Annotated in this window: 16 protein-coding genes and 1 pseudogene; 9 read left to right on the top strand and 8 right to left on the bottom strand. The window is 58.6% G+C overall.

The window, feature by feature from the left end:
* Nucleotides 1-23: 23 nt before the first annotated feature.
* From C7534_RS19945 to C7534_RS19965, 4 genes are all read left to right on the top strand, one after another.
* Nucleotides 24-1,022, top strand: coding sequence for an AraC family transcriptional regulator (locus tag C7534_RS19945; protein WP_109786779.1), 999 nt, complete (start codon nt 24-26; stop codon nt 1,020-1,022).
* A gap of 265 nt (nt 1,023-1,287) precedes the next feature.
* A complete protein-coding gene (locus tag C7534_RS19955) occupies nt 1,288-2,319 on the top strand; it encodes a histone deacetylase family protein (protein WP_109786781.1) in 1,032 nt (343 codons plus the stop codon).
* 12 nt (nt 2,320-2,331) lie between these two features.
* Nucleotides 2,332-3,432, top strand: a complete 1,101-nt coding sequence (locus C7534_RS19960; protein WP_109786782.1) for a polyamine ABC transporter substrate-binding protein — start codon at nt 2,332-2,334, stop codon at nt 3,430-3,432.
* Between the two features lie 151 nt (nt 3,433-3,583).
* Nucleotides 3,584-8,134, top strand: a complete 4,551-nt coding sequence (locus tag C7534_RS19965) for a dermonecrotic toxin domain-containing protein (protein WP_109786783.1) — start codon at nt 3,584-3,586, stop codon at nt 8,132-8,134.
* 21 nt (nt 8,135-8,155) lie between these two features.
* On the opposite strand, the gene pdxR is transcribed toward C7534_RS19965, so the two are convergent.
* On the bottom strand, nt 8,156-9,706 hold the full coding sequence (gene pdxR / locus C7534_RS19970) for a MocR-like pyridoxine biosynthesis transcription factor PdxR (protein ID WP_046030783.1): 1,551 nt from the start codon (nt 9,704-9,706) through the stop codon (nt 8,156-8,158).
* 90 nt (nt 9,707-9,796) lie between these two features.
* On the opposite strand from pdxR, the gene C7534_RS19975 reads away from it, so the two are divergent.
* From C7534_RS19975 to C7534_RS19985, 3 genes are read left to right on the top strand one after another with little or no spacing between them, the layout of a single operon-like run.
* On the top strand, nt 9,797-10,420 hold the full coding sequence (locus C7534_RS19975) for an FMN-binding negative transcriptional regulator (protein ID WP_109786784.1): 624 nt from the start codon (nt 9,797-9,799) through the stop codon (nt 10,418-10,420).
* 9 nt (nt 10,421-10,429) lie between these two features.
* Nucleotides 10,430-10,876: a GNAT family N-acetyltransferase gene (locus C7534_RS19980; RefSeq protein ID WP_109786785.1), complete on the top strand. Its 447-nt coding sequence runs from the start codon at nt 10,430-10,432 to the stop codon at nt 10,874-10,876.
* A gap of 17 nt (nt 10,877-10,893) precedes the next feature.
* Nucleotides 10,894-11,565, top strand: a complete 672-nt coding sequence (locus tag C7534_RS19985; protein ID WP_109786786.1) for a GNAT family N-acetyltransferase — start codon at nt 10,894-10,896, stop codon at nt 11,563-11,565.
* Nucleotides 11,566-11,682: 117 nt separating this feature from the next.
* On the opposite strand, the gene C7534_RS19990 is transcribed toward C7534_RS19985, so the two are convergent.
* Both C7534_RS19990 and C7534_RS19995 read right to left on the bottom strand, forming a co-directional pair.
* A complete protein-coding gene (locus C7534_RS19990) occupies nt 11,683-11,910 on the bottom strand; it encodes a helix-turn-helix domain-containing protein (protein ID WP_109786787.1) in 228 nt (75 codons plus the stop codon).
* Nucleotides 11,907-12,470: pseudogene (locus tag C7534_RS19995) on the bottom strand (HipA domain-containing protein); the annotation flags it as partial. The pseudogene C7534_RS19995 and the gene C7534_RS19990, both read right to left, overlap by 4 nt.
* A gap of 450 nt (nt 12,471-12,920) precedes the next feature.
* On the opposite strand from C7534_RS19995, the gene C7534_RS20000 reads away from it, so the two are divergent.
* Complete coding sequence (locus tag C7534_RS20000; RefSeq protein ID WP_109786788.1) at nt 12,921-15,077, top strand: autotransporter outer membrane beta-barrel domain-containing protein; 2,157 nt, start codon at nt 12,921-12,923, stop codon at nt 15,075-15,077.
* A 78-nt stretch (nt 15,078-15,155) separates the two neighbouring features.
* On the opposite strand, the gene oadA is transcribed toward C7534_RS20000, so the two are convergent.
* Both oadA and C7534_RS20010 read right to left on the bottom strand, forming a co-directional pair.
* Nucleotides 15,156-16,964: a sodium-extruding oxaloacetate decarboxylase subunit alpha gene (oadA, locus tag C7534_RS20005; protein ID WP_046030796.1), complete on the bottom strand. Its 1,809-nt coding sequence runs from the start codon at nt 16,962-16,964 to the stop codon at nt 15,156-15,158.
* Between the two features lie 11 nt (nt 16,965-16,975).
* Complete coding sequence (locus C7534_RS20010; protein WP_046030798.1) at nt 16,976-18,391, bottom strand: acetyl-CoA carboxylase biotin carboxylase subunit; 1,416 nt, start codon at nt 18,389-18,391, stop codon at nt 16,976-16,978.
* A 191-nt stretch (nt 18,392-18,582) separates the two neighbouring features.
* Here C7534_RS20010 and C7534_RS20015 point away from each other — a divergent pair, with 191 nt between their 5' ends.
* Nucleotides 18,583-19,545, top strand: coding sequence for a LysR family transcriptional regulator (locus tag C7534_RS20015; RefSeq protein WP_046030800.1), 963 nt, complete (start codon nt 18,583-18,585; stop codon nt 19,543-19,545).
* Here the strand turns inward: C7534_RS20015 and C7534_RS20020 are convergent.
* From C7534_RS20020 to C7534_RS20030, 3 genes are all read right to left on the bottom strand, one after another.
* Complete coding sequence (locus C7534_RS20020; protein WP_077431000.1) at nt 19,487-19,696, bottom strand: PA3496 family putative envelope integrity protein; 210 nt, start codon at nt 19,694-19,696, stop codon at nt 19,487-19,489. The two genes, C7534_RS20015 and C7534_RS20020, sit on opposite strands and share 59 nt — an antisense overlap.
* A gap of 207 nt (nt 19,697-19,903) precedes the next feature.
* The gene (hexR, locus tag C7534_RS20025) at nt 19,904-20,770 is read right to left on the bottom strand and encodes a transcriptional regulator HexR (protein ID WP_077430999.1); all 867 of its coding nucleotides are present in this window, start codon (nt 20,768-20,770) and stop codon (nt 19,904-19,906) included.
* A gap of 157 nt (nt 20,771-20,927) precedes the next feature.
* A complete protein-coding gene (locus C7534_RS20030) occupies nt 20,928-23,798 on the bottom strand; it encodes an EAL domain-containing protein (protein ID WP_077430998.1) in 2,871 nt (956 codons plus the stop codon).
* Nucleotides 23,799-23,935: the final 137 nt, after the last annotated feature.

Genomic DNA, 23,935 nt, shown 5'->3' on the forward strand with positions numbered 1-23,935 from the left:
CATTCCACGGCTGGAAGACACCCATGCTCCACTCCCACCTCACTACCCTCAACGCTGTCTCTCTGGTGCTCAACACCTTCAAGGCCGAAGGCCTTTCCAGCGAGGCATTACTGGCCGGCAGCGGTATCAGCGCGGCAGACCTGAGTCGGGCGGACACGCGTATCACGACTAACCAAGAGATGCTGGTGTGCGCCAATGCTGTCGCTTTACGCCACGACATTGGCCTGGAGCTGGGCCGGCGAATGCACGTTTCGTCCTACGGTATGCTCGGGTACGCCTTACTCACCAGCGCCACTTTAGGTGACGCCTTGCAACTGGCCCTGCACTATCCGGCGCTGCTGGGAACACTGTTCGAACTGAGCCTGAAAGAAGATAACGAACGCATCTGGCTCACCGCTGGCGACTATCGGGAAAACCCGGCACTGGCACCGTTCAATGTGGAATTTTGCCTGGTGTCGATGAAAGTCATCTGCGAAGACCTGCTCGGCCGACCTTTGCCGCTACTGGGCGCACGCTTCGAGTACTCGGCACCGGACTATCAGGCACGCTACACCGAACGTTTCGACTGCCCCTTGCAGTTCGACGCCGCGTCCAACGCCTTTGCTTTCGACAAAAGCTGGCTGGATCAGCCCCTGCCGCTGGCCGACGCCATTACCCACCAGGCCATGGCCGAACGCTGCCGCAAGCAAAACACCGAATTCACCGGGCGTCAGGCCTGGCTGGGGCGTATCCGCCAACTCCTCGCCACCCAGTTGAGCGCGGCGCCGGGCCTGGACGGTCTGGCCGAACAGTTGAATTGTTCGGCGCGTACTTTGCGACGACATCTCAAGGACCTGGGATGCAGCTATCAGGAACTGCTCGATGAGCTGCGGTTCGAACAGGCCAAGCGAATGCTCTGCGAGGATCAACTGCCGATCTATCGGATTGCCGAGGCATTGGGGTTCAGCGAGACCGCGAGTTTCCGCCATGCGTTTGTGCGCTGGAGCGGCGTGGCGCCGAGTCAGTTCAGGCCACACCGATAACCCCTGTGGGAGCGGGCTTGCCCGCGAAGAGGCCAGTACATTCGACGCATCTCCATTGACTGGACCACCGCTTTCGCGGGCAAGCCCGCTCCCACAGGTTTGGCATTCCAAGCCCAATGTTGAAGCGTCGTCGCGCCATTAAGGGGCGAATTTCGGTCAAATCTTTTGGCCATATTTATCCCCTTTTGGCCTTTCCTGCCGTTCTCTCAAACCCCGCCTCCCGCAAGACTGTGATCAACCGAATCAGCCTGCGGAGAACAAGAAAATGCTGACGATCTACTCAGACGATCACCACCTTCACCATGGCCGTTGCGAATTGATCGACGGGCAACTCAAGCCGTGCTTTGAGATGCCGTCGCGCGCCGACCATGTGTTGCAACGCGTGAAAAAGCAGAATCTGGGCCCGGTCGAAGCACCCCAAGATTTCGGCCTTGAGCCGATCGCGCGCATTCACAGTCGCGACTACCTCGATTTTTTCAAAGGTGCCTGGGCACGCTGGACCGAATTCAACACCGACGGCGACTTGCTGCCCTACACCTGGCCGGCCCGAACCCTGCGCCGGATCATCCCCACCAGCCTGCACGGCCAGCTCGGTTATTACAGCTTCGACGGCGGCGCACCGATCACGGCCGGTACCTGGCAAGCGGCGTACAGCGCAGCGCAAGTGGCGTTGACCGCTCAAGCCGAAATCCAGCGTGGAGCGCGCAGTGCCTTCGCGCTGTGCCGCCCACCGGGACATCACGCTGCCAGCGATTTGATGGGTGGTTATTGCTACCTCAACAACGCCGCCATCGCCGCTCAAGCGTTCCTCGATCAGGGCCACAGGAAGGTCGCGATCCTCGACGTCGATTACCACCACGGCAACGGTACCCAATCGATTTTCTACGGGCGCAGCGACGTGCTGTTCGCCTCGATTCACGGCCACCCGGAAGCGGAATTTCCATTCTTCCTCGGCTATGAAGACGAATTCGGCGAAGGCCCGGGGGAAGGCTTCAACTTCAACTACCCGTTGCCCGCCGGCAGCGGCTGGGACACCTGGAGCGCAGCCCTGGATCAGGCCTGCCAAGAGATCGAAAAGTACGGCGCTGACATTGTCGTGGTTTCCCTGGGCGTCGATACGTTCAAGGACGACCCCATCTCCCAATTCAAACTCGACAGCCCGGATTACCTGGCCATGGGCGAGCGCATCGCGCGCCTCGGCAAGCCGACGCTGTTCGTGATGGAAGGCGGTTACGCGGTAGAAGAAATCGGCATCAATGCCGTCAACGTTCTCGAAGGTTTTGAAAGCGCCCACTGAGGAATTAGAACAATGAATCGACTCAAGCGTTTTATCATCCCCACCCTGTGCGCCACGGTGCTCAGCGGTGCGGTTCATGCTGAAGAACGAACGTTGCGCGTCTACAACTGGTTCGACTACATCACCCCCAAGGCGCTGGAAGACTTCAAGGCACAGAACACCCAGACCAAACTGGTCTACGACATTTTCGACACCAACGAAGCACTGGAGGCCAAGCTGCTGACCGGCAACTCCGGCTATGACGTCGTGGTGCCGTCCAACGTGTTCCTCGCCAAGCAGATCGAAGCCGGTGTGTTCCAGCCAGTGGATCGCAGCAAGTTGCCGAACTGGAACCACCTCGATCCGAAGCTGATGAAGCTGATTGAGGCCAACGATCCGGGCAACAAGTTCGCCGTGCCGTACATGTACGGCACCATCCTGATCGGTTTCAACCCGGACAAGGTCAAGGCTGCACTGGGCGCCGACGCGCCGGTGGACAGCTGGGATCTGATCTTCAAGGAAGAGAACATCAGCAAGCTCAAGCAATGCGGCGTCGCCCTGCTCGACTCACCGTCGGAGATCCTGCCGCTGGCCCTGCAACACCTCGGCCTGGACCCCAACAGCAAAAAGCCTGCGGACTACGACAAGGCTGAAGCGCTGCTGATGAAGATCCGCCCGTACGTCACTTACTTCCACTCGTCCAAGTACATGGCCGACATTGCCAACGGCGACATCTGCGTCGCGGTCGGTTATTCCGGCAGCTTCTCCCAGGCCGCCAACCGCGCCAAGGAAGCCAAGAACGGTGTGATCGTTGACATGCGCTTGCCCAAGGAAGGTGCGCCGATCTGGTTCGACATGCTCGCCATCCCCAAAGGTGCGAAGAATCCGGAAGACGCCTACACCTTCATCAACTACTTGCTGCAGCCGCAAGTGATTGCGCCGGTCAGCGACTTCGTCGGCTACCCGAACCCGAACAAGGACGCCACGCAATTGGTCGACCCGGCGATTCGCAACAATCCGAACCTGTACCCGACCGAAACGGCGATGAGCACGCTGTACACCCTGCAACCCCTGCCGCGCGATGCCGAACGTGCGCGGACACGGGCCTGGACCAAGATCAAGTCAGGCACCTGACACATTGATGAAATGGAAGACCCGCCAATAAGCGGGTCTTTTTTTGCCTGCAATAACTATCTACCACCTTTCACCTTCGACAGCCCTCTACCTTGCCCCGATACAACGCGGCCCAGTGGCCCGCGTCCTCATCGGCACAAAGGAAATGGCCATGCCCGACACCTCATCCACCCGCCCCGAAGATGTATTGACCCAACTGGTCACTGGCCCCTCGCTCAGGGAAGTGGCGTCGAACGCACTGCGCACCGTGCTCGACGCCGCGTACCCAAGCCTTGATATCGACCCGGTCCAGGCCATGGTCGTGACGCCAACCTGGACGGTCAGCGGCGACCAGGTCACGTCCGGCCCACATCGATACGAGTCACTGACCGACGCACTGGTGCGGCTCACGCTGTCGGCGCAGACCGCGACCTACATCGACGGGGAACACTTCCTGACCCTGCAACCAGGGGTGGAATCGGCGATCCAGTTGCCCGTCAAGATCGACGACATTGGCCGGTTGATCAACCAATTGATCCCGCTACTGTTCGTGTCCTATCAAGAGCAGCAGCTTGATTACTGGAACCAGCCAACAGAAGACGAAACACCACGCTGGCATCAACTTTCAGGCTCACTGCGCAACCTCTGGAACATCGAGCAGGTTTCAGACTGGGATGAGGATAAAAAGGCCATGGCGCTCGCCTTGTTCAACAACCCGGATAAAACCAGCCGAAACCGCAACGACGCCTATACATCGAGGGCCTGCCTGATCGACATCGATGAGCCGGACAAACATCTGTGGGTACTGGATGTGGCCGTGCTGGTGGGTACGCTGGGTACGCGCACGCTGGTGATCAGCCACTCGATCACCGAGGGCTTCAAGCGTTACGACTCACTGCAAGCATTCAGTGAAACGTTGTCCGCACGCGTTGCATCCACATCGGGTTCGCGTACTTTTCAATGGCGTTTGTATGAACCCGCTGGCCACTTTTTCGACCATCAAGCCTGTGCGCTGATTGCTCTCGAAGTCGCCGCTATCGGCCAGCTTCAAGGCACCATCACCAACGGTGGCCTTGCGCATCAAGCCATGACGGCTGCCAGAAACCGCAAAAACGTTGACGAAGGGCGCTTCAGCCGGATTGAGCGCTTGCTGCCTGAGTGGGTGCTCAGTGCTCAACCGGCGGACCTGACCTGCTATAGCCGACACTTGATGGACCTGGCTCAACTTCGGGAGCAACACGGCGGCAAATCCTTTCTGGATGACATTCCACCGCTCCCGGTATTTACGCTGCAAGCACTGAAAGACCAGGTGCTGAAAGATCACCCGGAGGCGACGGACGCCAGGCTCGAAACGATTGAACTCAGCATTACCAGCCAAGTGATCCTGGGCGCCATCGCGGTACCGGGTAAAACCGAAACCGTCACCCTGTCGCTGATCGATCTGGCCCTGCAGAACCTGATTGCCGTGCCGTTGGGCAACAAGACCGTGCGCCGTACCGATGGCAGCGCCGTTGAGTCCTGGATGACACCGGACTACCTGGAAAAGCTGGTCACCGAGGTCGACATCGGTGAAACCTATCCCACGCTGATCAAGCAAAAACTACTCGGTGACGCGAAGGAAACACAACGTCGGCAAAACCTGTTCGCCAGCCACCTGCGTATCCAGCTGCCGCTCCAGGCGTTGCAGTACAAAATTCGTGGCGAGGCAGGCATCGATGATCAGGGCTACCGATTCGTGGTCGCGGCGATGCAGGAAAAGCCCGGCGACCGCTTTGTGGACGGCCAGGAAATCATCATTCGTCCGCTGGCGTTCATTCCGGGGGGACGCACGGGCAACAAGGCTGACGAGGTTGCCAACATGTTCGTCATCGGCCCACGTCTCGCCGACAAGGGGCCCTGCCTGCTCTTTCGTCCGCTGCTTGATCCCCCGCTGTTGCAATATCCCCGCGAAACCAACCTGCTGTATGCAATCAAACATAACCAGACGCTTCGCCAATCCGTGCTGGCCTGGTTGCCGGACGATGTGCGCTTCAACTACTCACAGTACGTATTTACCGGCCAGTTGCCTTCCGTCTGGACACTGTCGCAATGGCTGGTTGATCCAGCATCGGTCCTCGGCATGATGGGGGCCGTCAGGCTGGCGGCAGTGCCACTGGCGCCACTCTCCCTGTCAGCCGTGTTCACCGCCAATGCCAACGCGATGATCACCCTGGCAGACCGGCAGTCAGTCTCCAATGCACAAAGTCGTTGGCAGACCCTCAAGCAAGGGGCGTGGGTGCTGTTCAACATTGCACTGCCATTTCTGGGCAAAACGGCTGCCAGTGCGGCCTGGATCTGGCAAATCATGAGCGACCTGGATCAAGCGAATGAAGCCAGCCAGAAAGGTGACAGTGGCGATGCATGGACGGCATTGACCGACCTGTTCCTGTCATTGGGTATGGTCCTGGCCCATTACGCCGCGACGCGCCACACGACAAGTCGCGCCATTGAAAAGCAGGCTTTGACGCTGAAGCAACAGCCCATACCGAGGCCGACAATCACCGTGATCCGGCTACCCGATATCACCGCTCAACGGCTGCCAGCGAATCACAAGTCCAGCGTTTACACCCAAGGCGCCCTGGCGCGAACGAGCCTGGTGACCCTGCTGGACGGGCTGTCCATTGCAAAACCTGAAGGCCTTTCAGCCCCCTCGACCCAAATCGGCCCCCATCGTTTTTTGAGCCCGCTCAACCAAAAATGGTACGCACAGGTTGGCCAGCGCTGGTTCGAAGTCATGGTCGACGACAACGAATTCGTGCAAATCATCGATACCCGTCAGTCCCCATCAGGGACTGGCCCCCTGCTGACCCGTACCGCGACGGGACAGTGGGTCGTCGACACACGTCTGAGGTTGCGCGGCGGAGGCCGTAGCCGAAAAGCGCTGATGCAGGAAAATACCCGGCGAAAAAACGAATTGCGAAATCAGCTGGAAACCTTCGATTCGAACAAAGCGGTATTGAAGACTGCACTCGAAACCGCAGAGAAAGCGGCTGTCTCTCTCCCTGCGGGAATCGATGATCCCAATGGACGCAGACTGATAGAAACACTGGAAAAACAGATCGCCGTCTACGGCGTCTACATTGAACAGCTCAGGGCATTCAACGCACTGGAGTCCATCATCAACTACCGCGCGGTCCTGGTCAGTTGCCTGGATCAACAGTTGTTGCTGACACAGATGTGGTTCCATCGACAAAACACGGTGTTTGGCACCTGCATGCGTCGCTCATTGGCCCTGCTTGACGCAGAGCCAATGAACGAATCCACCCTGACACGACACCAGACTCATCAACAGACCAGCGACCTGACCCAGAGGTTTATCGACAAAATCGAATTTGCCCAGGCCCGGATCGACGAGTTGAAACGGCTGGGCAGAGAAGCCACCGAAACCGCCAGGGAATACACGCGAGGACTACCCAGCTTCGACCTGCACGACCTGAAGCTGTTTCAGGTCAGCCTCGCTCAAGAGCTCTGTCTTAATGACACCGGCACAGTCACCACCGAACCTGCCCGTCGGGCACTGGCAAGCCTTGTCGAAGACGCGGGCCTCACCATCCAGTCGTCGCTGGACCTCGCCCAGGAAAATCCCCTGTCGCTACCCGAACGGATTGAGGGCTTCAGCGATCTGGTGGAGCAGTTCGCAACCATCGACCAACGTATTCTCGACTTGCCCGACGAGTACCCCGGGCAATTGCTGCAACCGTCAGTGGACCTGATGCGTCAGCGTATCGAAGCGTTCAATGAACGCGCCGTGAATCACCTGTCGGGGTTGCTGCTTGAACGCAAGACCCTCCAACCGGTGCCTGGCCCATCGCGACCGGCAATGGCCCCGCATCGCCTCATCAAAACGCGTTTCAAAGGCGCCGTCGTCGGCAAGTCCCGAACGCGCGCAAACTCTACCGACACCGATCTGGTCGACGTGACCTCCCCACTCACCGGGAAAGTGATCGCTACATTCCATGAGAAAACGCCCGGTGTCTGGGTCGAGCATGAGTCGGTCAAAACGGTCGTCCCCCCCGTCATACCTCCAACGCTGACGGTCAGCGTGCAAAACGGTGAATCGTTACTGACACAGCTGGAATCTTTCATCCGACGTACCGAGGCCCACTCAAAAGCCGATCGACGTATTCCGCTGGAAATCGAGGAGATGTTTCATCAGCAGGCCCGCCGAATGGATGCGGCAGCGGACACCATCGAAAATGCCCTGACCGATAGCAACTCCACCGAAGGCGGCCCGGGATCGGCGGTCACCGTGGCCAAAAGGCTAAACGATGAGGCGGTCGCGCTTTACAAAAAAGGCACCGATGTCCGTATCAGCATGACCAAGCGACAGCCGCCCACCGCGGGCCGCGTTGAATGGCTGCACAGCAGGGGCCAGGTGACCATCCACAGGATCGGTAAACCACTGCCGGAACATCAACGTTTGAAAGGACCACGCAAAGACTATCTGGACGAGTATGAGATTCGCGATCACGAAACCCGCAAAGTCCTTTGGTACGCGCACTTTCACTACCCGGCGTCTGACAGCCCACGAGCTGCCTTCTCTGCTGCACACTTGAAGACCGTCGAACAACGCGGTTTAGGGGGATCGCACGAAAAGCGTGATGAGTTGAACGCTCATCAGTCCATTGCCATCTATCGCTCTGAAATCAACCAACGACTGGCTGCTGCATTGTTCTTCAAGTAAACCCGGGAACCCAGGCACTGCTTATGGACGCCAGATCGCTTCCAAACGCCCGAGTGCAGCGCTGATCGCCGATTCCGGCACTGCCGCAAACCCCAGGACCAGCCCTGCGCGCTGGTCCACCGGTGTTTGCGAATCCGGCAGCCAGTAATTGCTTAATGCGTTGATCTCGACATCGGCGCTGGCCGCTTTTTCCACCAGTTCTTGCTCCCGGGCTTGAGAGTCGACCGCCACCGTCAAATGCAGCCCTGCCGCGACGCTCGGCAGGCTGCCAATCCCGGGAATGTTCTGCGGCCAACCGGCCAGCAACGTATTACGCCGGCTCAGGGCGGCACGGCGCATGCGGCGGATATGACGCTGAAAGTGCCCGGCAGCCATGAATTCGGCCATCACCGCTTGAGTGCTCACTTCGGAATGCCGCACGTCCACAGCGCGCCGTTGAGAGAATGCCTGCACCAGGGTCGGCGGCAACACCAGATAACCCAGACGCAGTGCCGGGAAAGCGACTTTGCCAAACGTCCCGACGTACAAAACCCGTCCCTGCCGATCGAGTGCCGCCAGCGGCGCCAGCGGCGCACCGCTGTATCGGTACTCACCATCGTAATCGTCCTCGACGATCCAGCCTTGGGTGCGTTCGGCCCATGCCAATAATTCCAGGCGCCGTGCCAGGCTCATCACCACACCGGTCGGGTATTGATGCGACGGCGTGACATAAGCGAGGCGACAATCCTTGAGCCCTGCCAATTCGCGACAATCGATACCCTCGCTGTCCACCGCCACACCGTGCAATCGCGCACCGGCCACGGCGAACGCATGGCCCGCTGCCCGATACCCCGGATTCTCGATCGCCACCCCATCACCCGGCTCCACCAGCAGCTGTGCACAAAGGCTAATTCCCTGTTGCGCGCCACTGGTGATCACTATTTGCTCAGCCGAACACTGCATGCCCCGCGAGCTGCGCAAATACGCAGCAATCAGACCGCGCAAACGCGCATCGCCCGCCGGATCGCCGTAACACAACTGCTGTAAATCCGGTTTGCGCCAGAAAGCCGCGTTCAGCTTGGCCCAGACTTCGAAAGGAAACAGATCAAATGCCGGAACACCGACCCGGAAGGCACGCGGCGGTCCACTCGGCGGCAGGGCTAAATGGTTCTTTTCAACGCGACCCAATGCGCCGCTGTGGATAACTTTACTGGATGGAATCACAGGTAAATCCAGCCAATTTGTGGATAAAGCTGTGGGTAACCCTGTTGAAAACCCTGTGGATACTTTTGTGGATAATTTTTTCGACGGTAACGCGGCCTGGGGCAGTTGCGCGACGTAAGTCCCGTCGCCCACTCGGCCTTCGATAAAGCCTTCGGCATAGAGTTGATCGTAAGCGCGGACCACACTGTTTCGGGAAATCGCCAGCGCCGCCGCCAGATCCCGACTGGCCGGCAGTCGCGTGCCGCTGGCCAGTCGCCCGTCGAGCACTCGCACCCGTAACGCCTGATACAGCTGGCGACTGAGGCCCTGGCGACGATCGAGTTCGATGCCTGCCGGGTTGAATGAGAGGGAAAGCGGCGCGTCCGTCATGGTAATGGACCTATGAAATTGGTCGGTAATGGCTCTTACAACAGACCAATAGCCTGCCTAGGATGGAGGCATTCGCCAAGGGATATTTCCATGTACAACCCCAGCAGCTTTGCCATCAAAGATTTGGATGAACTGCGCCAGCAGATCCTCGGCACCCGCCTCGCCATGGTGGTTACCCACGGCGAGCAAGGCCTGCAAGCCAGCCACCTGCCGTTGCTATTCAATCCTGACCAAGGCCCGAAGGGCACGCTCTACGGCCACTTCGCCCGGGCCAATCCACAGTGGAAGGCATTGCAGGACGGCGCTGAAGCCCTGGTGATCTTTGCCGGTGCCGATGCCTACGTCAGCCCGGGGTTTTATCCGAGCAAAGCCGAGCACGGCAAAGTCGTGCCAACCTGGAACTACGTCGCGGTACACGCCTACGGTACCGCCGAAGTGTTCAGCGATACGGATCGCCTGCTCGACCTGGTCAGCGCGCTGACCGATCGCCACGAAGCCAGCCGCGCGCAACCCTGGAAAGTCGCCGACGCCCCCGCTGATTACATCGACGGCATGCTCAAAGCCATTGTCGGGTTTGCCCTGCCGATCCAGCGCCTGGAAGGCAAACGCAAACTCAGCCAGAACCGCAGCCCTGAAGACATTGCCGGTGTGCGCGAGGGGCTCACCGCCAGCCCTGATGTACACGACCAGGCCCTCGCCCACTTGATGCGTTAAGGAATAAACATGAGTCAGATTGAAATCCGCCAGGTCAGCGCCGACGATCACGCCGCCTGGCTGCCGCTGTGGCAAGCCTACCTGCGTTTCTATAACACCGAGTTACCCGAGGCGGTCACTGACAGCACTTGGCAGCGCTTGCTTGACCCGAGCGAACCGACCCACGCCGCACTGGCCTGGGCCGATGGCAAAGCCGTCGGCATGGTGCATTTCATCTACCATCGCTCGAACTGGAGCATCGAAAACTCCTGCTACCTGCAAGACTTGCTGGTGTCGCCTGAAACCCGTGGCACCGGGGTCGGCCGCCAGCTCATTGAATTCGTCTACACCACTGCCAAAGTGGACGGTTGCTGCAAAGTCCACTGGCTGACACACGAAACCAACGCCACCGCGATCCAGCTCTACGAGCGCATCGCCGAGCGCCCCGGTTTCATTCAGTTTCGCAAAGCCCTTTAAGGTTCAAGGAGAACACCATGTCGACTTCACTCGCAGACTGGAAAGGCGTCCCGGCGCCCACCGTTAAAGCTCTCGAAGGGCGCTTCATTCGCTTGGAAAAACTCGACCCGGTGCGTCATGCCGACGGTTTGTTCAAGGCCTTGCAAGGCCCCGGTGCCGACCCGAAGCTCTGGGACTATTTGCCCTACGGACCGTTCCCGGAACGGAGCGTGTTTAACGATTGGTTGAACAACCATGCAGCCAATAGCGATCCGTATTTCTTCAGCGTGATCGACCGTGCCAGCGGTGAGGTACAGGGCATTCTCAGCCTGATGTCGATCGTCCCGGCGCAAGGACGCATCGAAATCGGCCACGTGACCTTCGGCGCCCCCATGCAGCGCTCGCCGAAAAGTACCGAGGCGATTTACCTGCTGGCCAAGGAGTCGTTTGCACTGGGATACCGACGCCTGGAGTGGAAATGCAACAACGGCAATGCCCGCTCGAAGTACGCCGCCGAGCGATTGGGGTTCAGTTTTGAGGGGGTCTTCCGCCAGCACATGGTGGTGAAAGGACAGAACCGGGATACCGCCTGGTATTCGATTCTGGACTCGGAATGGCCGGCGATTGGCGCCGGGTTCGAGCGGTGGTTGAGCGATGAAAACCAGACGGATTCGGGGCAGCTGAAAACGTTGGTGGAGTGCCGCGCGTAATCCTCGTGTCTGCCAGCACGCCTTCGCGGGCACGCTAGCCCGCGAAGCTTTTGATGTGCGTTAGTTTCAGCTCAAATCGCGCCGAATCCGCACGACGCCCATCTTCAGCCCAAATGGTCAAAACACTGCATTCAGCGATTTCAGCGTTTGATTCCCTTCCCCAAGTTCGATATGCACCAGCGTGCGCACTGAGATTTTGCACATTTTTGCAAATTGAGTCTGGTGCAGGCCTGTGACTTCTACCCGTAATCGACGAACCGCCTCGCCTATTTCAAGAGTGCATTGAGCCAACCCTTCTTGAATACTTTCGATGAGCACGGTGCGCTCTGCAACGGTCATGCTCATGTCAGGTCCCACTCTTTCAAACGCTGCTCCAGATTTTTCAAGGCAATCGCCGGGTGATTCATTGTCGCGTCGGGCAAGCCACTGGCAGTCAAAATATCGGGGAGTGCCGCCAGGCGTTTGGCATCCTCGCGCAATCGTGCGAAGGGTTCCGACAGGTCACTCAATGCGGCCAGCGGATCATTCGGATCGGCGATGTCAGCCAGTGCTCGACATACTCCTCGCCAATCAACATCACCCGCTCTCTCCAACTCTTTTGGCCACTTGGTGGTTCGTGTGACACCCTCGTCGTCCATTGCCATCGGTGCCAGGTCATAGATAGGTGCCAAGCGGAACGAGGCGGTGTCGTGAATGATTGCGGTGTTGCGCCCGTGGTTATCTGAGTTACCAAGGATTTTATTGAGCAGATCACGTCGCAGATAGTCAGCCACGAGATTCGGGATTTGGTCCATCTGCCCAGCATCACGCCAGAGTCCGGCACGCATCCGGATGACGTCCATGTGGTCCATCAGGCTACCGGGCGTGGTTATTTGTGCCAGAGAGTAGATCGACTCAACTGCAAAGTGCATTCAACTTCTCAAAAGCACTTTGTAAAATGCATTAAATTGCGCATAAAGGACGGCGGATGGTTAAAAACCGCAGAATAATGCAGATTTCAACTGCATACATCATTCTGTAAAAACCCTCCGGCATGCCATCCGAAGCACGCAACCTCAATGACCAAAATGCGCCAGGCCGACTCTGGCTGTAAGCCATCGGCGGCTATGGCAAGCCGTAATCATGGGCTGATAGGACCGTGGCGGATAAGTTTCTACATTGCGAAAGCCAGCCACGTCTCGATTAGCTGTAAGAAAGGTCTTCATTTCAAACGGCTAAAAATTGCCGAATTCCAACGGTGGGTAATTTTCTACTTATCTATCTGACACCGCCTGCATACCCGCCGGAAGCGGCTGACATCGGTATCCAGGCGCTCTCCATAGAGTTTGGTCTTCTTTTCATGAAGGCTAAATTCAATGTCTGTTCAGCACAAATACCGACCCCATCACTTGGCGCTGGCCATCGCACTTGCGCTGGGTTGCACTGAAGTTTTTGCCCAACAAAGTCCTGTCGAAAACACGGCCCCCGCGCTTGAAACGCCGGATCAGGTCTTGGCAGCGCTTGATGTGTTCATCAGTGCCCCTGACACCAATAAGGTCATCATCGGCAAAACAGTGGACGGTGTTAACCGAGTCTTCAGTGACGACAATGATCTGGTCACCGTATCCCGCCACGGGAGCATCACCGGATTGATTGACGGTGGTGGCGGCACCAATATTCTGCAACTGGATACGGCGAGCGCTGGCACGTTAGGCGACAGTCGAAATTTCGAAGGACTGGATCTCAAACGTGGCACCTGGACCTTGAATGGTGCCGAGGGTGACTTCAACTCAGGCGCCTTGGTGCGCCCCAAAACGAAGCTAGTCAATAACAGTAACGTCCTGGGAGATGCCTTGACCCAAGGCACGCTCGTCAACAACGGCAGGATTGGCGGCGGAGTCACCGTGCAATCAGGTGGCATCCTGAATAACCCGGGTACGATCGAAGGCGACGTCTTTATTCACGAAAAAGGGGTATTTGCGGGCGGTGGTCGCACGGGTTCGCTGGAGGTAAACGGAAAATTTTTGGTGGATAAGGTGCACGGCGCCCCAAAAGTTAAGGGTGACCTGAAGCTTTCCAACACTGCCGAACTGGTCTACGAGGTCCACCCTGAACGCAAAAGTGAAACGATAGTAGTCGATGGCACCGCCACGCTCGGTGGCGCCACACTGAACATCGCTGCCGCACCCGGTGACTACCCGACAATCAGCGCAAACAGCATTCTTGTGGCCGATAAAATCGAGGGCCGATTTGGCAATGTGATCAACAACCTTGTCTTTTTGACGCCTGTTGTCCTATACGACGATCCTAAGAAAGTCGACTTGGTCTTGACCCGAAACGATGTACCTATCGAAAGCATCGCGACTTCGAAGAACGGACAGGAATTAGGAGCAAGTATTGAGGAGCCGAGAGGGCAGACGCCATCTGAAAACACCTCCCCCGTTACTGCCAATGAATCATCTTCGACCCCAACGCCATCCAGCCCCAAAAACGCCGCAGTCGTGGCCCTGCTGGCCAGCGACAAGACAACCGCATCCCATGCCATCGAGCAACTGGCCGGCGGCACCACCGCCAATCTCGCCAAGGCAACGCTCTCCAGCGCCAACCCGGTGAGCACAACCATGCTCTCGGCCATGCGCCAACTGGACAGCGCCAGCAACTACAACTCCGGCAGAAACCGCAACAACGCTCCACGGTTGGCCGCGGGCAGCGAAGACAACGGCAGGGTCTGGCTTCAAGCGTTAGGTCATGGCGGAACACTGGATCGTGAAGTTGACCCCTTGAAACACGCCACCCAAGGCCTGGTGCTGGGCGCCGATTGGGGCATCGATGATGAATGGCGTATCGGGATGATGGGTGGCAAATCCGAAACACGCCTCGATAGCCGCGACCTCGATGGCGATCTCGACAGCTGGTATCTGGGCGCCTATGCCTTGCGCCAGAACGGCCCCATGTCGCTGCGATTGGGCGCGACTTATGGCAATCACGACGGCAACACCAAACGCCGGGTGGCCTTCAAAGGTTTCAGCGATCGCCCGGAAGGCCGTTACGACGCCAACACCCAGCAGGCTTTCGCTGAAGTGGGTTACAACCTGGGGCGTGCCAACGTCAGCATCGAACCGTTCGCCAGCCTTGGCTACGAACGCTATCAGCGTGACAGCTACACGGAAAAAGGTGGCGCTGCGGCGCTGAAAGTTCAGGGCCAGACCCAGAACAATATGAGCACCACGTTCGGCCTGCGCCTGGCGAAACTCAATGTGCTGAATAACGGCATGCAACTGACGCCGCGATTCAGTGCCAGCTGGAAACACACCTACGGTGATGTCGCCAGCGATTCCCGTCAACGACTGGCAACGGGCGGTAGAAACTACACCGTTTCCGGTGCGCCGCTGGACCGTAACAACCTGGCAGTCGATGCAGGACTGGACCTTGGATTATCAGCAAGACATACGCTGGGTGTCGGCGTTAACGGCGAGATGGGCACCGACAGTCGAAGCCATGGTGTCACCGGCCAATGGCGGATGAATTTCTGACCACCACAAATTAGCGGCGAAAAAAAAGGGGAGCACATGCCCCCCCGAGGTTTAAAGCGGTCAATCGAGGCTGTTAAATCAGCCTTCGATTTCGATCAGGATTTCGCCCGGATTGACCCGGTCGCCCTTGGCCACGTGAATGGCGGTGACTTTGCCGGCGATGGCCGATTGGACTTCGGTTTCCATCTTCATCGCTTCGGTGATCAGCACGGCCTGGCCGGCTTTCACGGTATCGCCTTCCTTGACCAGCACATCGACGATGTTGCCCGGCATGGTGGTGCTGACGTGGCCCGGCGCAGTGGCTTGCTTGCGCTTGCTGCTGCCGCCGCCGACGAATTCGTTGAGCGGCTCGAACACCACTTCTTCCGGCATGCCGTCGATGGACAGGTAGAAGTGACGCTTGCCCTCAGCCTTGACGCCGACACCGGTGATGTCGACGCGGTAGGTCTCGCCGTGAACGTCGATGACGAACTCGGTCGGCACGCCTTCGCCACCGGCCGAGGTCACGCGACCGGCTTCAGGAATCGGTAGCAGCACTTCAGGGGTCAGGGTGCCGGCAGCGCGTTCTTCGAGGAACTTGCGACCGATGTCCGGGAACATTGCGTAGGTCAGCACGTCTTCTTCGGACTTGGCCACGGTGCCAATTTCAGCACGCAGTTTGGCCATTTCCGGCTTGAGCAGATCGGCTGGACGAACGTCGATCACTTCTTCGCTACCGATTGCCTGGCGACGCAGTTGTTCGTTAACAGTGCCCGGCGCCTTGCCGTAGCCGCCTTGCAAGTAGAGCTTCACTTCGTTGGTGATGGTTTTGTAGCGCTCGCCAGCCAGCACGTTGAAGAACGCCTGGGTGCCGACGATTTGCGAGGTCGGCGTTACCAGCGGCGGGAAGCCGAGGTCTTCGCGAACGCGCGGGATTTCAGCCAGCACTTCGCTCATGCGGTTCAGCGCGCCCTGCTCTTTCAACTGGTTGGCCAGGTTGGAAATCATCCCGCCCGGTACCTGGTTGACTTGAACTCGGGTGTCGACGGCGGTGAACTCACTTTCGAACTGGTGGTACTTCTTGCGCACGGCGTAGAAGTACAGACCGATCTCTTGCAGCAGCTCCAGGTTCAGGCCGGTATCGAACTCGCTGCCTTTAAGGGCGGCGACCATCGATTCGGTGCCAGGGTGGCTGGTGCCCCAGGCGAAGCTGGAGATCGCGGTGTCGATGTGGTCGGCACCGTTTTCGATGGCCTTCATTTGGCACATCGCGGCCAGACCGGCCGTGTCGTGCGAGTGGATGAACACTGGCAGCGACTGCTCGGATTTCAATGCCTTGACCAGCTCACCGGTCGCGTACGGTGTCAGCAGGCCGGCCATGTCCTTGATCGCCACCGAGTCGCAACCCATGGCTTCCATTTGCTTGGCTTGCGCCACGAATGCCTCAATGGTGTGCACTGGGCTGGTGGTGTAAGCGATGGTGCCTTGAGCGTGTTTGCCCGACGCTTTCACCGCTTCGATGGCCACGCGCAGGTTACGCACGTCGTTCATTGCATCGAAGATACGGAACACGTCGATACCGTTGACCGCGGCTTTGGCGACGAAGGCTTTGACCACGTCGTCGCTGTAGTGGCGGTAACCCAGCAGGTTCTGGCCACGCAGGAGCATTTGCAGACGAGTGTTAGGCAGTGCCGCGCGCAGCTGGCGCAGACGCTCCCACGGGTCTTCTTTCAGAAAGCGTACGCAGGCGTCGAAGGTCGCGCCGCCCCAGCATTCCAGCGACCAGTAGCCGACTTTGTCGAGCTTGTCGCAGATCGGCAGCATGTCTTCGGTGCGCATGCGGGTGGCGAGCAGCGATTGGTGGGCGTCGCGCAGGATGGTGTCGGTTACGTGAATCTTCTTAGTCATTGTTATATTCCTCACAGGCCTGCGTGGGCGGCGATGGCGGCGGCGATGGCCAGGGCCAGCTCTTCGGGTTTGCGCTTGATCGAGTAGTTGGTCAGTTCAGGATGGCTTTCAACGAAGCTGGTATTGAACTGGCCGCTACGGAATTCCGGGTTACGCAGGATTTCCTGGTAGTACGCGGCGGTGGTCTTGACCCCTTGCAGACGCATGTCGTCCAAGGCACGCAAGCCACGGTCCATCGCTTCTTCCCAGGTCAACGCCCACACCACCAGTTTCAGGCACATGGAGTCGTAGAACGGCGGAATGGTGTAACCGGTGTAGATCGCCGTGTCGGTACGCACACCGGGGCCGCCGGGTGCGTAGTAACGGGTGATCTTGCCGAAGCTCGGCAGGAAGTTGTTTTTCGGGTCTTCGGCGTTGATCCGGAACTGCAGCGCGAAACCGCGGTGCTGGATGTCTTCCTGTTTCACCGAAAGCGGCAGGCCCGATGCGATGCGGATCTGCTCACGCACGATATCGATGCCGGTGATTTCTTCGGTGATGGTGTGTTCCACCTGCACCCGGGTGTTCATTTCCATGAAGTACACCTCGCCCTCGGCGAGCAAGAACTCCACGGTGCCGGCGTTCTCGTAACCCACGGCCTTGGCTGCACGCACCGACAGGTCGCCGATGTAGGCGCGCTGTTCAGGGGTCAGCTGCGGGCTCGGGGCGATCTCGATCAGTTTCTGGTTGCGACGCTGGATCGAGCAATCACGCTCGAACAGGTGCACCACGTTGCCAAAGCTGTCGCCGAGAATCTGCGCTTCGATGTGCTTTGGATTGACGATGCATTTTTCCAGAAACACTTCCGCCGAACCGAAGGCCTTGGTGGCTTCAGAGATCACGCGCGGGAAGGCTTGTTCAAGTTCTTCGCGGCTGTCGCAGCGACGGATACCACGACCACCACCACCGGAGGTTGCCTTGAGCATCACCGGGTAACCAATACGGTCGCCTTCGACCAAAGCTTCGGCGATGTCCGCGACGTTGCCTTCGGTGCCAGGCGTAACCGGCACGCCGGCCTTGATCATGCTGCGGCGGGCTTCTGTCTTGTCGCCCATACGGCGTATGACTTCAGCCGATGGACCAATGAACTTGATGCCGCGCTCTGCGCAGATATCGGCCAGTTCAGCGTTTTCCGAGAGGAAGCCGTAACCGGGATGCAACGCATCACAACCGGTTTCCACGGCCAGGTTCACCAATTTTCGCGCATTCAGGTAGCCGGCCAATGGCTCGGCACCAATGCTGTGGGCCTCATCCGCACGCTTCACATGCAAGGCATGACGGTCGGCGTCTGAATAGATCGCGACCGAGCGAATGCCCATCTCGGCGCAGGCACGTACGATTCGTACGGCAATCTCACCACGGTTGGCGATCAGGATCTTTTTTATCACTTTTGGAGGTTCCCTTGAGCCTGTGGTACCCACGACCTGCTAGACCAGGTCGACGCGTGACCAAATGTTTCAATTCAGTCGCGGCCCCACACTAGCCCCCACAAGGGATTAACAAAAATGATTAATAATTGGGTTAGGCATAAGTAAAGACTTATAGTTAAGGCATCAGCCTTTGGCGAGAGTCCTTAGATATGCGTAAGTCCTTGATGCGTATGACATTGCGTCAGTTGCAGATTTTCAATGAAGTCTGCGACCTGAGGTCCTACAGCCGAGCAGCCGACGAAATGTCACTCACACAACCAGCCGTCAGCCTACAGATTCGGCAACTTGAGGAGCTGATTGGTCAGCCCTTGTTCGATTATGTCGGCAAAAAACTCTACATGACCGAGGCCGCCGAAGCACTCCAACGTGCCAGCCGGGACATTTTCGGGCGCCTGGAAAACCTCGACATGCAACTCTCGGACATGCAGGGATCTCTTCAAGGGCAGTTGAAGCTGGCGGTGGAATCCAGCGCCAAGTATTTCGTCCCGCACCTGTTTGCCGCGTTCAAGCGCCAGCATCCAGAAGTGAATCTGCAACTGACAGTGGTCAACCGAGGACAGGTGATTCGTCGACTGTCCGATAACCGCGACGACCTGGTGATCATGTCCATGGTGCCCCAGGACATGGGGCTGGAGTTTCTGCCCTTCCTCAACAATCCGATCGTGGCCGTGGCGCCACCGGATCATCCGCTCAGCCACATGGGGCCTCTACGCCTGCAGGACCTTGAGCCTTACACCCTCTTGCTGCGCGAACCCGGTTCCGGAACGCGACTGGCGTGCGAAGAGTATTTCAAGGAAAAGCGCGTGCACTTCAACCAGACCCAGGAAGTCTCGTCAGCCGAAGCCCAGCGTGAATGTGTGTTGGCGGGTCTGGGCGTAGCGCTGTTGACGCGTCACGCCCTGAACCTTGAGTTGGCGACCGGCGGACTGATTGAGTTGCCGGTCGAAGAGCTGCCGCTGTACCGCAGTTGGTGCCTGGTGCAGGCCAAGGCCAAACGGCTGTCACCGGTGGCGCACGCATTCCTTGCGTTTATCCGCAGCGAGCGGATACAGATCAGCGCCCTGGTTGAGCGTTTCGACGGGAAGCTGTCGGCGCGGCCTGCCAGTAGTTGAGCTCCAGCTCAGGAAAATCACCAATCTCGGCCAACAACTGGCGGCGCTCGCAGCGATCTTCGATCGCGCGGCGAAATTCCATGCGGCGCTGATCTTCTTGCTGACGGCGAGTTTTGGCAGCGCTGTTGCGTTCTTCGTAGGGCTGGGCCATTTCGAGTCTCCCAAGGCGATTACGGGAGTTTCAAGATAGGCGCGGGGGATGACGGTTTGGCGGCGGGTGGGTTACAGGCAGATGAAAGTTGTCATGTTTGAGGGCGCCTTCGCGAGCAGGCTCGCACACAGGAGAACGCGATCAAATGTGCGACCCTGGTCCGGGCGGCGTTCCGACGATTAAGGTCGGTACGACCTTACGACGACGTCAGTCGTCCAGCGCTTTCACCGACTTGGGTGACAGCCGCAAGCTGCGAAGGCTGCGCTTGACGCTCTTGAGGTGATTGACCAGGCTCGGCCCGCGCGCCATGGCCACGCCCATCGCCAACACATCGATCACCACCAGGTGAGCGATACGCGAGGTCAGCGGCGTATAGATTTCGGTGTCTTCGTGCACATCGATCGCCAGGTTGACGGTCGACAGCTCAGCCAACGGTGTCTGGCTCGGGCACAAGGTGATGAGCGAGGCGCCACTTTCACGCACGATGTTGGCCGTGATCAGCAGGTCTTTGGAGCGCCCCGACTGGGAAATACAGATCGCCACGTCCGAGGGCTTCAACGTCACTGCCGACATCGCCTGCATATGCGGGTCGGAATACGCCGCCGCTGTCAGCAGCAAACGGAAGAACTTGTGCTGGGCATCCGCCGCCACTGCACCCGATGCGCCAAAGCCATAGAACTCGACACGCTGGGCCTGGGACATGAGCGTGACCGCACGCTGCAACTCCACCGGATCGAGTTTCTCGCGAACCTCCATCAAGGTGTGCAGGGTGGTGTCGAAAATTTTCAGGCTGTAGTCAGCGACGGAGTCGTCTTCATGGATCGCGAACTGGCCGAAGCTCGCACCGGCCGCCAGACTCTGCGCCAGCTTCAGTTTCAAGTCCTGGAACCCGGAGCAACCGATGGCGCGGCAAAAGCGCACGATGGTCGGCTCGCTGATGCCAACGCTGTGGGCCAGGTCGGCCATGGAACTGTGCATCACCGCCGCAGGATCAAGCAGCACGTGGTCTGCGACCTTGAGCTCCGACTTGCGTAAGAGGTGGCGTGACTGGGCGATGTGTTGCAGCAGATTCAAAGGGCTGGACTCTTTGTTATTGGCAGGTGCCGGGGATGTAGCAAGCTTGTAGTTATACTACAAGAATTGGCTTTTTGCCTGCTCAATGCGTAACTCGATGCCCCCATTCCACGCGACATGCGTTCCATGTAGCACTGTGGCCCGAGTTTCGGAGCTGCTACTGGGAATTTGTGTCGTTGCGTAAAAGCGTAGCCAGGTCGTCGGCCTCGACTGGGCGACTGATCAGATAACCTTGCACTTCATCGCAGTGCTCGGTTTTCAGAAACTCCAACTGTTCCTGCCGCTCCACGCCTTCGGCCACCACTTTGAGCGACAAACCGTGCGCCATCGCAATGATCGCCCGGGTAATCGCCGCATCCTCGCTGCCCTCCCCCAGGCCGCGGATAAACGCCTGATCGATCTTCACGTAGTCCACCGGGATGCGTTTGAGGTAGCTCAGGGACGAATACCCGGTGCCGAAATCATCAATCGCCAGCTTCACGCCCAGATTTCGCAGTTGCTGGAAGGTCGCGATGATGTGCTCGACGCTGTCCAGCAACTGGCTTTCAGTAAGTTCGAGTTCCAGGTAGTGCGGCGCCAGGCCGGTTTCTTCCAACACTTGACGCACCAGGCTGACCAGCTTGCCCTGGCGCAATTGATGCACGGACAGATTGACTGACACGCGAATCGGGTCCAGCCCCTGCCGCTGCCACTCGCAGGCTTGCCAACAGGCCTGACGCAAGACGAATTCGCCGATCGGGCCGATCAGGCCGGTTTCCTCGGCCAGGCCGATAAAGTCTCCCGGCGGTACCCGGCCCATGGTCGGGTGATCCCAGCGAACCAACGCTTCAGCGGCATTCAAGCGCCCCGTGGCAAGGCAGAGTTTGGGTTGGTAAAAGACCTTCAGCTGCTTTTCGTCGATGGCTTTGCGCAACTGGTTTTCAAGCTGCAAGCGCTCAAGGGTGCTGGCTTGCAGGCTTTCGGTATAGAACTGGAAGTTGTCTCCGCCCAAGTGCTTGGCGTGCTGCATGGCCATGTTCGACTGACTGACCAACGCGGATATTTCCCGTGCGTTGTCCGGCAGCATGCTGATGCCCATGGACGCACTCACCACCAACTCATGGCCATCAATGGTGACGGGCAACCGCAGTTTGGTCGACAAACGCGTCGCCACTCGCGCCAGGCTGGACAAGTTGCCGTAAGCATCGAACAGCACCGCAAATTCGTCGCCGGAAAGCCTGGCGATCGTGTCAGCCTCTGGCAACGCGTTGACCAGGCGCCGGGACATTTTCTGCAGCAATTGGTCGGCGACGTCATGCCCCAGGCTGTCATTGAGTAGTTTGAAGCGATCCAGATTGATGTGCAGCAATGCCAGGCTACGTCCGCCCTGACGCACCCGTTGATGGGCTTCGTGCAGCCGTTCCCGGAACAGCGAGCGGTTCGCCAGGCCCGTCAATTCGTCGTAGTGAGTCAGATAGCGCATGCGTTCTTCGGATTCGCGGCGGGCCGACAGATCGGCGAAGAAGCCGACGATATGACTCACATTTCCCCGCGAATCGCGCACTGCGTTCAGTTGCAGCCACTGCGGATAGAGTTCGCCGTTTTTCCTGGTCTCCACCAACTCGCCTTGCCACGTCCCGTGCTGCTCCAGCGCCTGATGAATCGCGCCGTAGTGCCGGCGAGCATCGCGACTGCACGGGAGTTCGACAACATTGCGCCCCAGCATGTCGCCGATGTCATAACCGGTGAGGCGGCTGAACGCCTGATTCACAGCGATCAAGGCGTAATTCGGATCGAAAATCATGATGCCTTCGCTGGCGGCTTCGAACACCGTCGCCGCCAGTTGGCGCTGCTCTTCCTGACCTTTGGTTGCGCTGATGTCGCGACGGGTGCCGACCATGCGGATCACCCGGCCGCTTTTACTGCGCTCGACGGCCCGGCCACGGTCTTCGATCCATACCCAATGACCGTCGCCATGCCGCACGCGGTACTCGATCTGGTAATCCTCGGTGCGGCCTTTCAAATGCTCGACCAGTGTGTGCTTCAACACCGGCAGGTCTTCCGGGTGCAGGCGCGGCTTGAGATGGCGCAGCATGGCCGTTACATACTCCGGCGCCAGGCCGAACAATTCCTGAATCTGCGTGTGGTGGACTTCATCGGTTTGCAGGTTCCAGTCCCACAGACCCAGTTCGCTGGCCTTCAGCGCCAATGCCAGGCGCGCTTCACTCTTGCTCAGGGCCTGATTCGCGGCGTCCAGCTCCATGCTGCGCTGGGCCACACGGTTTTCCAACTCGACCTGGGCTTCACGCAATCGGTCTTCGGCGCAGCGGCGCTGGTCGATTTCCTTGGCCAGTTCGTGATTGAGTTGATCGCTGCGGCTTTGCGCTTGCTGCAAGTGCTCGATCAGCGCCTGATTCTGGAAGCGGCGCAGCAACCCGCTGTCGATCAGCCGATTGACCTGCCAGGCGATCACGCTCAACGCGCCCAATAAAATCAACCCGAACCAACCCCAGCCCTGATCCTGTTTATCACCGCCCCAAAATAGATAGGCGATGGCCGGCAACAGGCAGGGCAAGGTAAAGGACAGGAATGCTGGCAGGCTGACGGCGTACGCAACGCTGGCGGAAAGGGCGGCGGCACCGATCAGGCCAAACACCCACGCTTGCTGCATGAAGTTGTCGGCGGGCACCAACGCAATCCCGGCCCCGGCCAGGGTCAGGCCGGTGAGGCCAGAGCCCAGCAAAAACATACGCCACCAAATCGGATGTGCCTGCCGGTCAGGAATCGCCGAATCGAAGGCTGCCACTTGAATTACCCGCAACGCCACCAGCGACAACAGCCACACCAGCCAGATGCTGACCAGGAAATAGCGCTGTGGGCTCCAGAGCAAACCGGCACAGACCAGACCATTGATTAACATGAACAACGTGGGCAGCAGCGACCCCTGGTAAAGCAGTCGCGTGCGTTCGACCGCCATTTCCATTGCGTACTGCTTGCGGATAACCCGAGGCTCCACTGTGGGGCCCGACAGGTCGGTGCTGAGGGTCATAGGCAATGTTCTTGTTCTTATAATGATGAGCATGGGCCCGAAACGTCGACGGAGCATACACAAGCCGATGCACTTGCCAAACTGCTCCAGATCATAAATTCGACAATATTTACGCACCCCGCCACCCCTCCAAAACC

This window comes from Pseudomonas sp. OV226 (assembly GCF_003148705.1).
Taxonomy (GTDB): Bacteria; Pseudomonadota; Gammaproteobacteria; order Pseudomonadales; family Pseudomonadaceae; genus Aquipseudomonas.

Bases quoted from the DNA above. Each gene is read 5' to 3' on its own strand.
- C7534_RS20020 (WP_077431000.1), bottom strand. From the start codon at position 19,696: ATGGCCCAGCCCTACGAAGAACGCAACAGCGCTGCCAAAACTCGCCGT.
- C7534_RS19975 (WP_109786784.1), top strand. From the start codon at position 9,797: ATGTACAACCCCAGCAGCTTTGCCATCAAAGATTTGGATGAACTGCGC.
- C7534_RS19990 (WP_109786787.1), bottom strand. From the start codon at position 11,910: ATGAGCATGACCGTTGCAGAGCGCACCGTGCTCATCGAAAGTATTCAA.
- pdxR (WP_046030783.1), bottom strand. From the start codon at position 9,706: ATGACGGACGCGCCGCTTTCCCTCTCATTCAACCCGGCAGGCATCGAA.
- C7534_RS19965 (WP_109786783.1), top strand. From the start codon at position 3,584: ATGCCCGACACCTCATCCACCCGCCCCGAAGATGTATTGACCCAACTG.
- C7534_RS19945 (WP_109786779.1), top strand. From the start codon at position 24: ATGCTCCACTCCCACCTCACTACCCTCAACGCTGTCTCTCTGGTGCTC.
- C7534_RS20030 (WP_077430998.1), bottom strand. From the start codon at position 23,798: ATGACCCTCAGCACCGACCTGTCGGGCCCCACAGTGGAGCCTCGGGTT.
- C7534_RS19960 (WP_109786782.1), top strand. From the start codon at position 2,332: ATGAATCGACTCAAGCGTTTTATCATCCCCACCCTGTGCGCCACGGTG.
- C7534_RS19980 (WP_109786785.1), top strand. From the start codon at position 10,430: ATGAGTCAGATTGAAATCCGCCAGGTCAGCGCCGACGATCACGCCGCC.
- C7534_RS19955 (WP_109786781.1), top strand. From the start codon at position 1,288: ATGCTGACGATCTACTCAGACGATCACCACCTTCACCATGGCCGTTGC.
- C7534_RS20000 (WP_109786788.1), top strand. From the start codon at position 12,921: ATGTCTGTTCAGCACAAATACCGACCCCATCACTTGGCGCTGGCCATC.
- C7534_RS19985 (WP_109786786.1), top strand. From the start codon at position 10,894: ATGTCGACTTCACTCGCAGACTGGAAAGGCGTCCCGGCGCCCACCGTT.
- oadA (WP_046030796.1), bottom strand. From the start codon at position 16,964: ATGACTAAGAAGATTCACGTAACCGACACCATCCTGCGCGACGCCCAC.
- C7534_RS20015 (WP_046030800.1), top strand. From the start codon at position 18,583: ATGCGTAAGTCCTTGATGCGTATGACATTGCGTCAGTTGCAGATTTTC.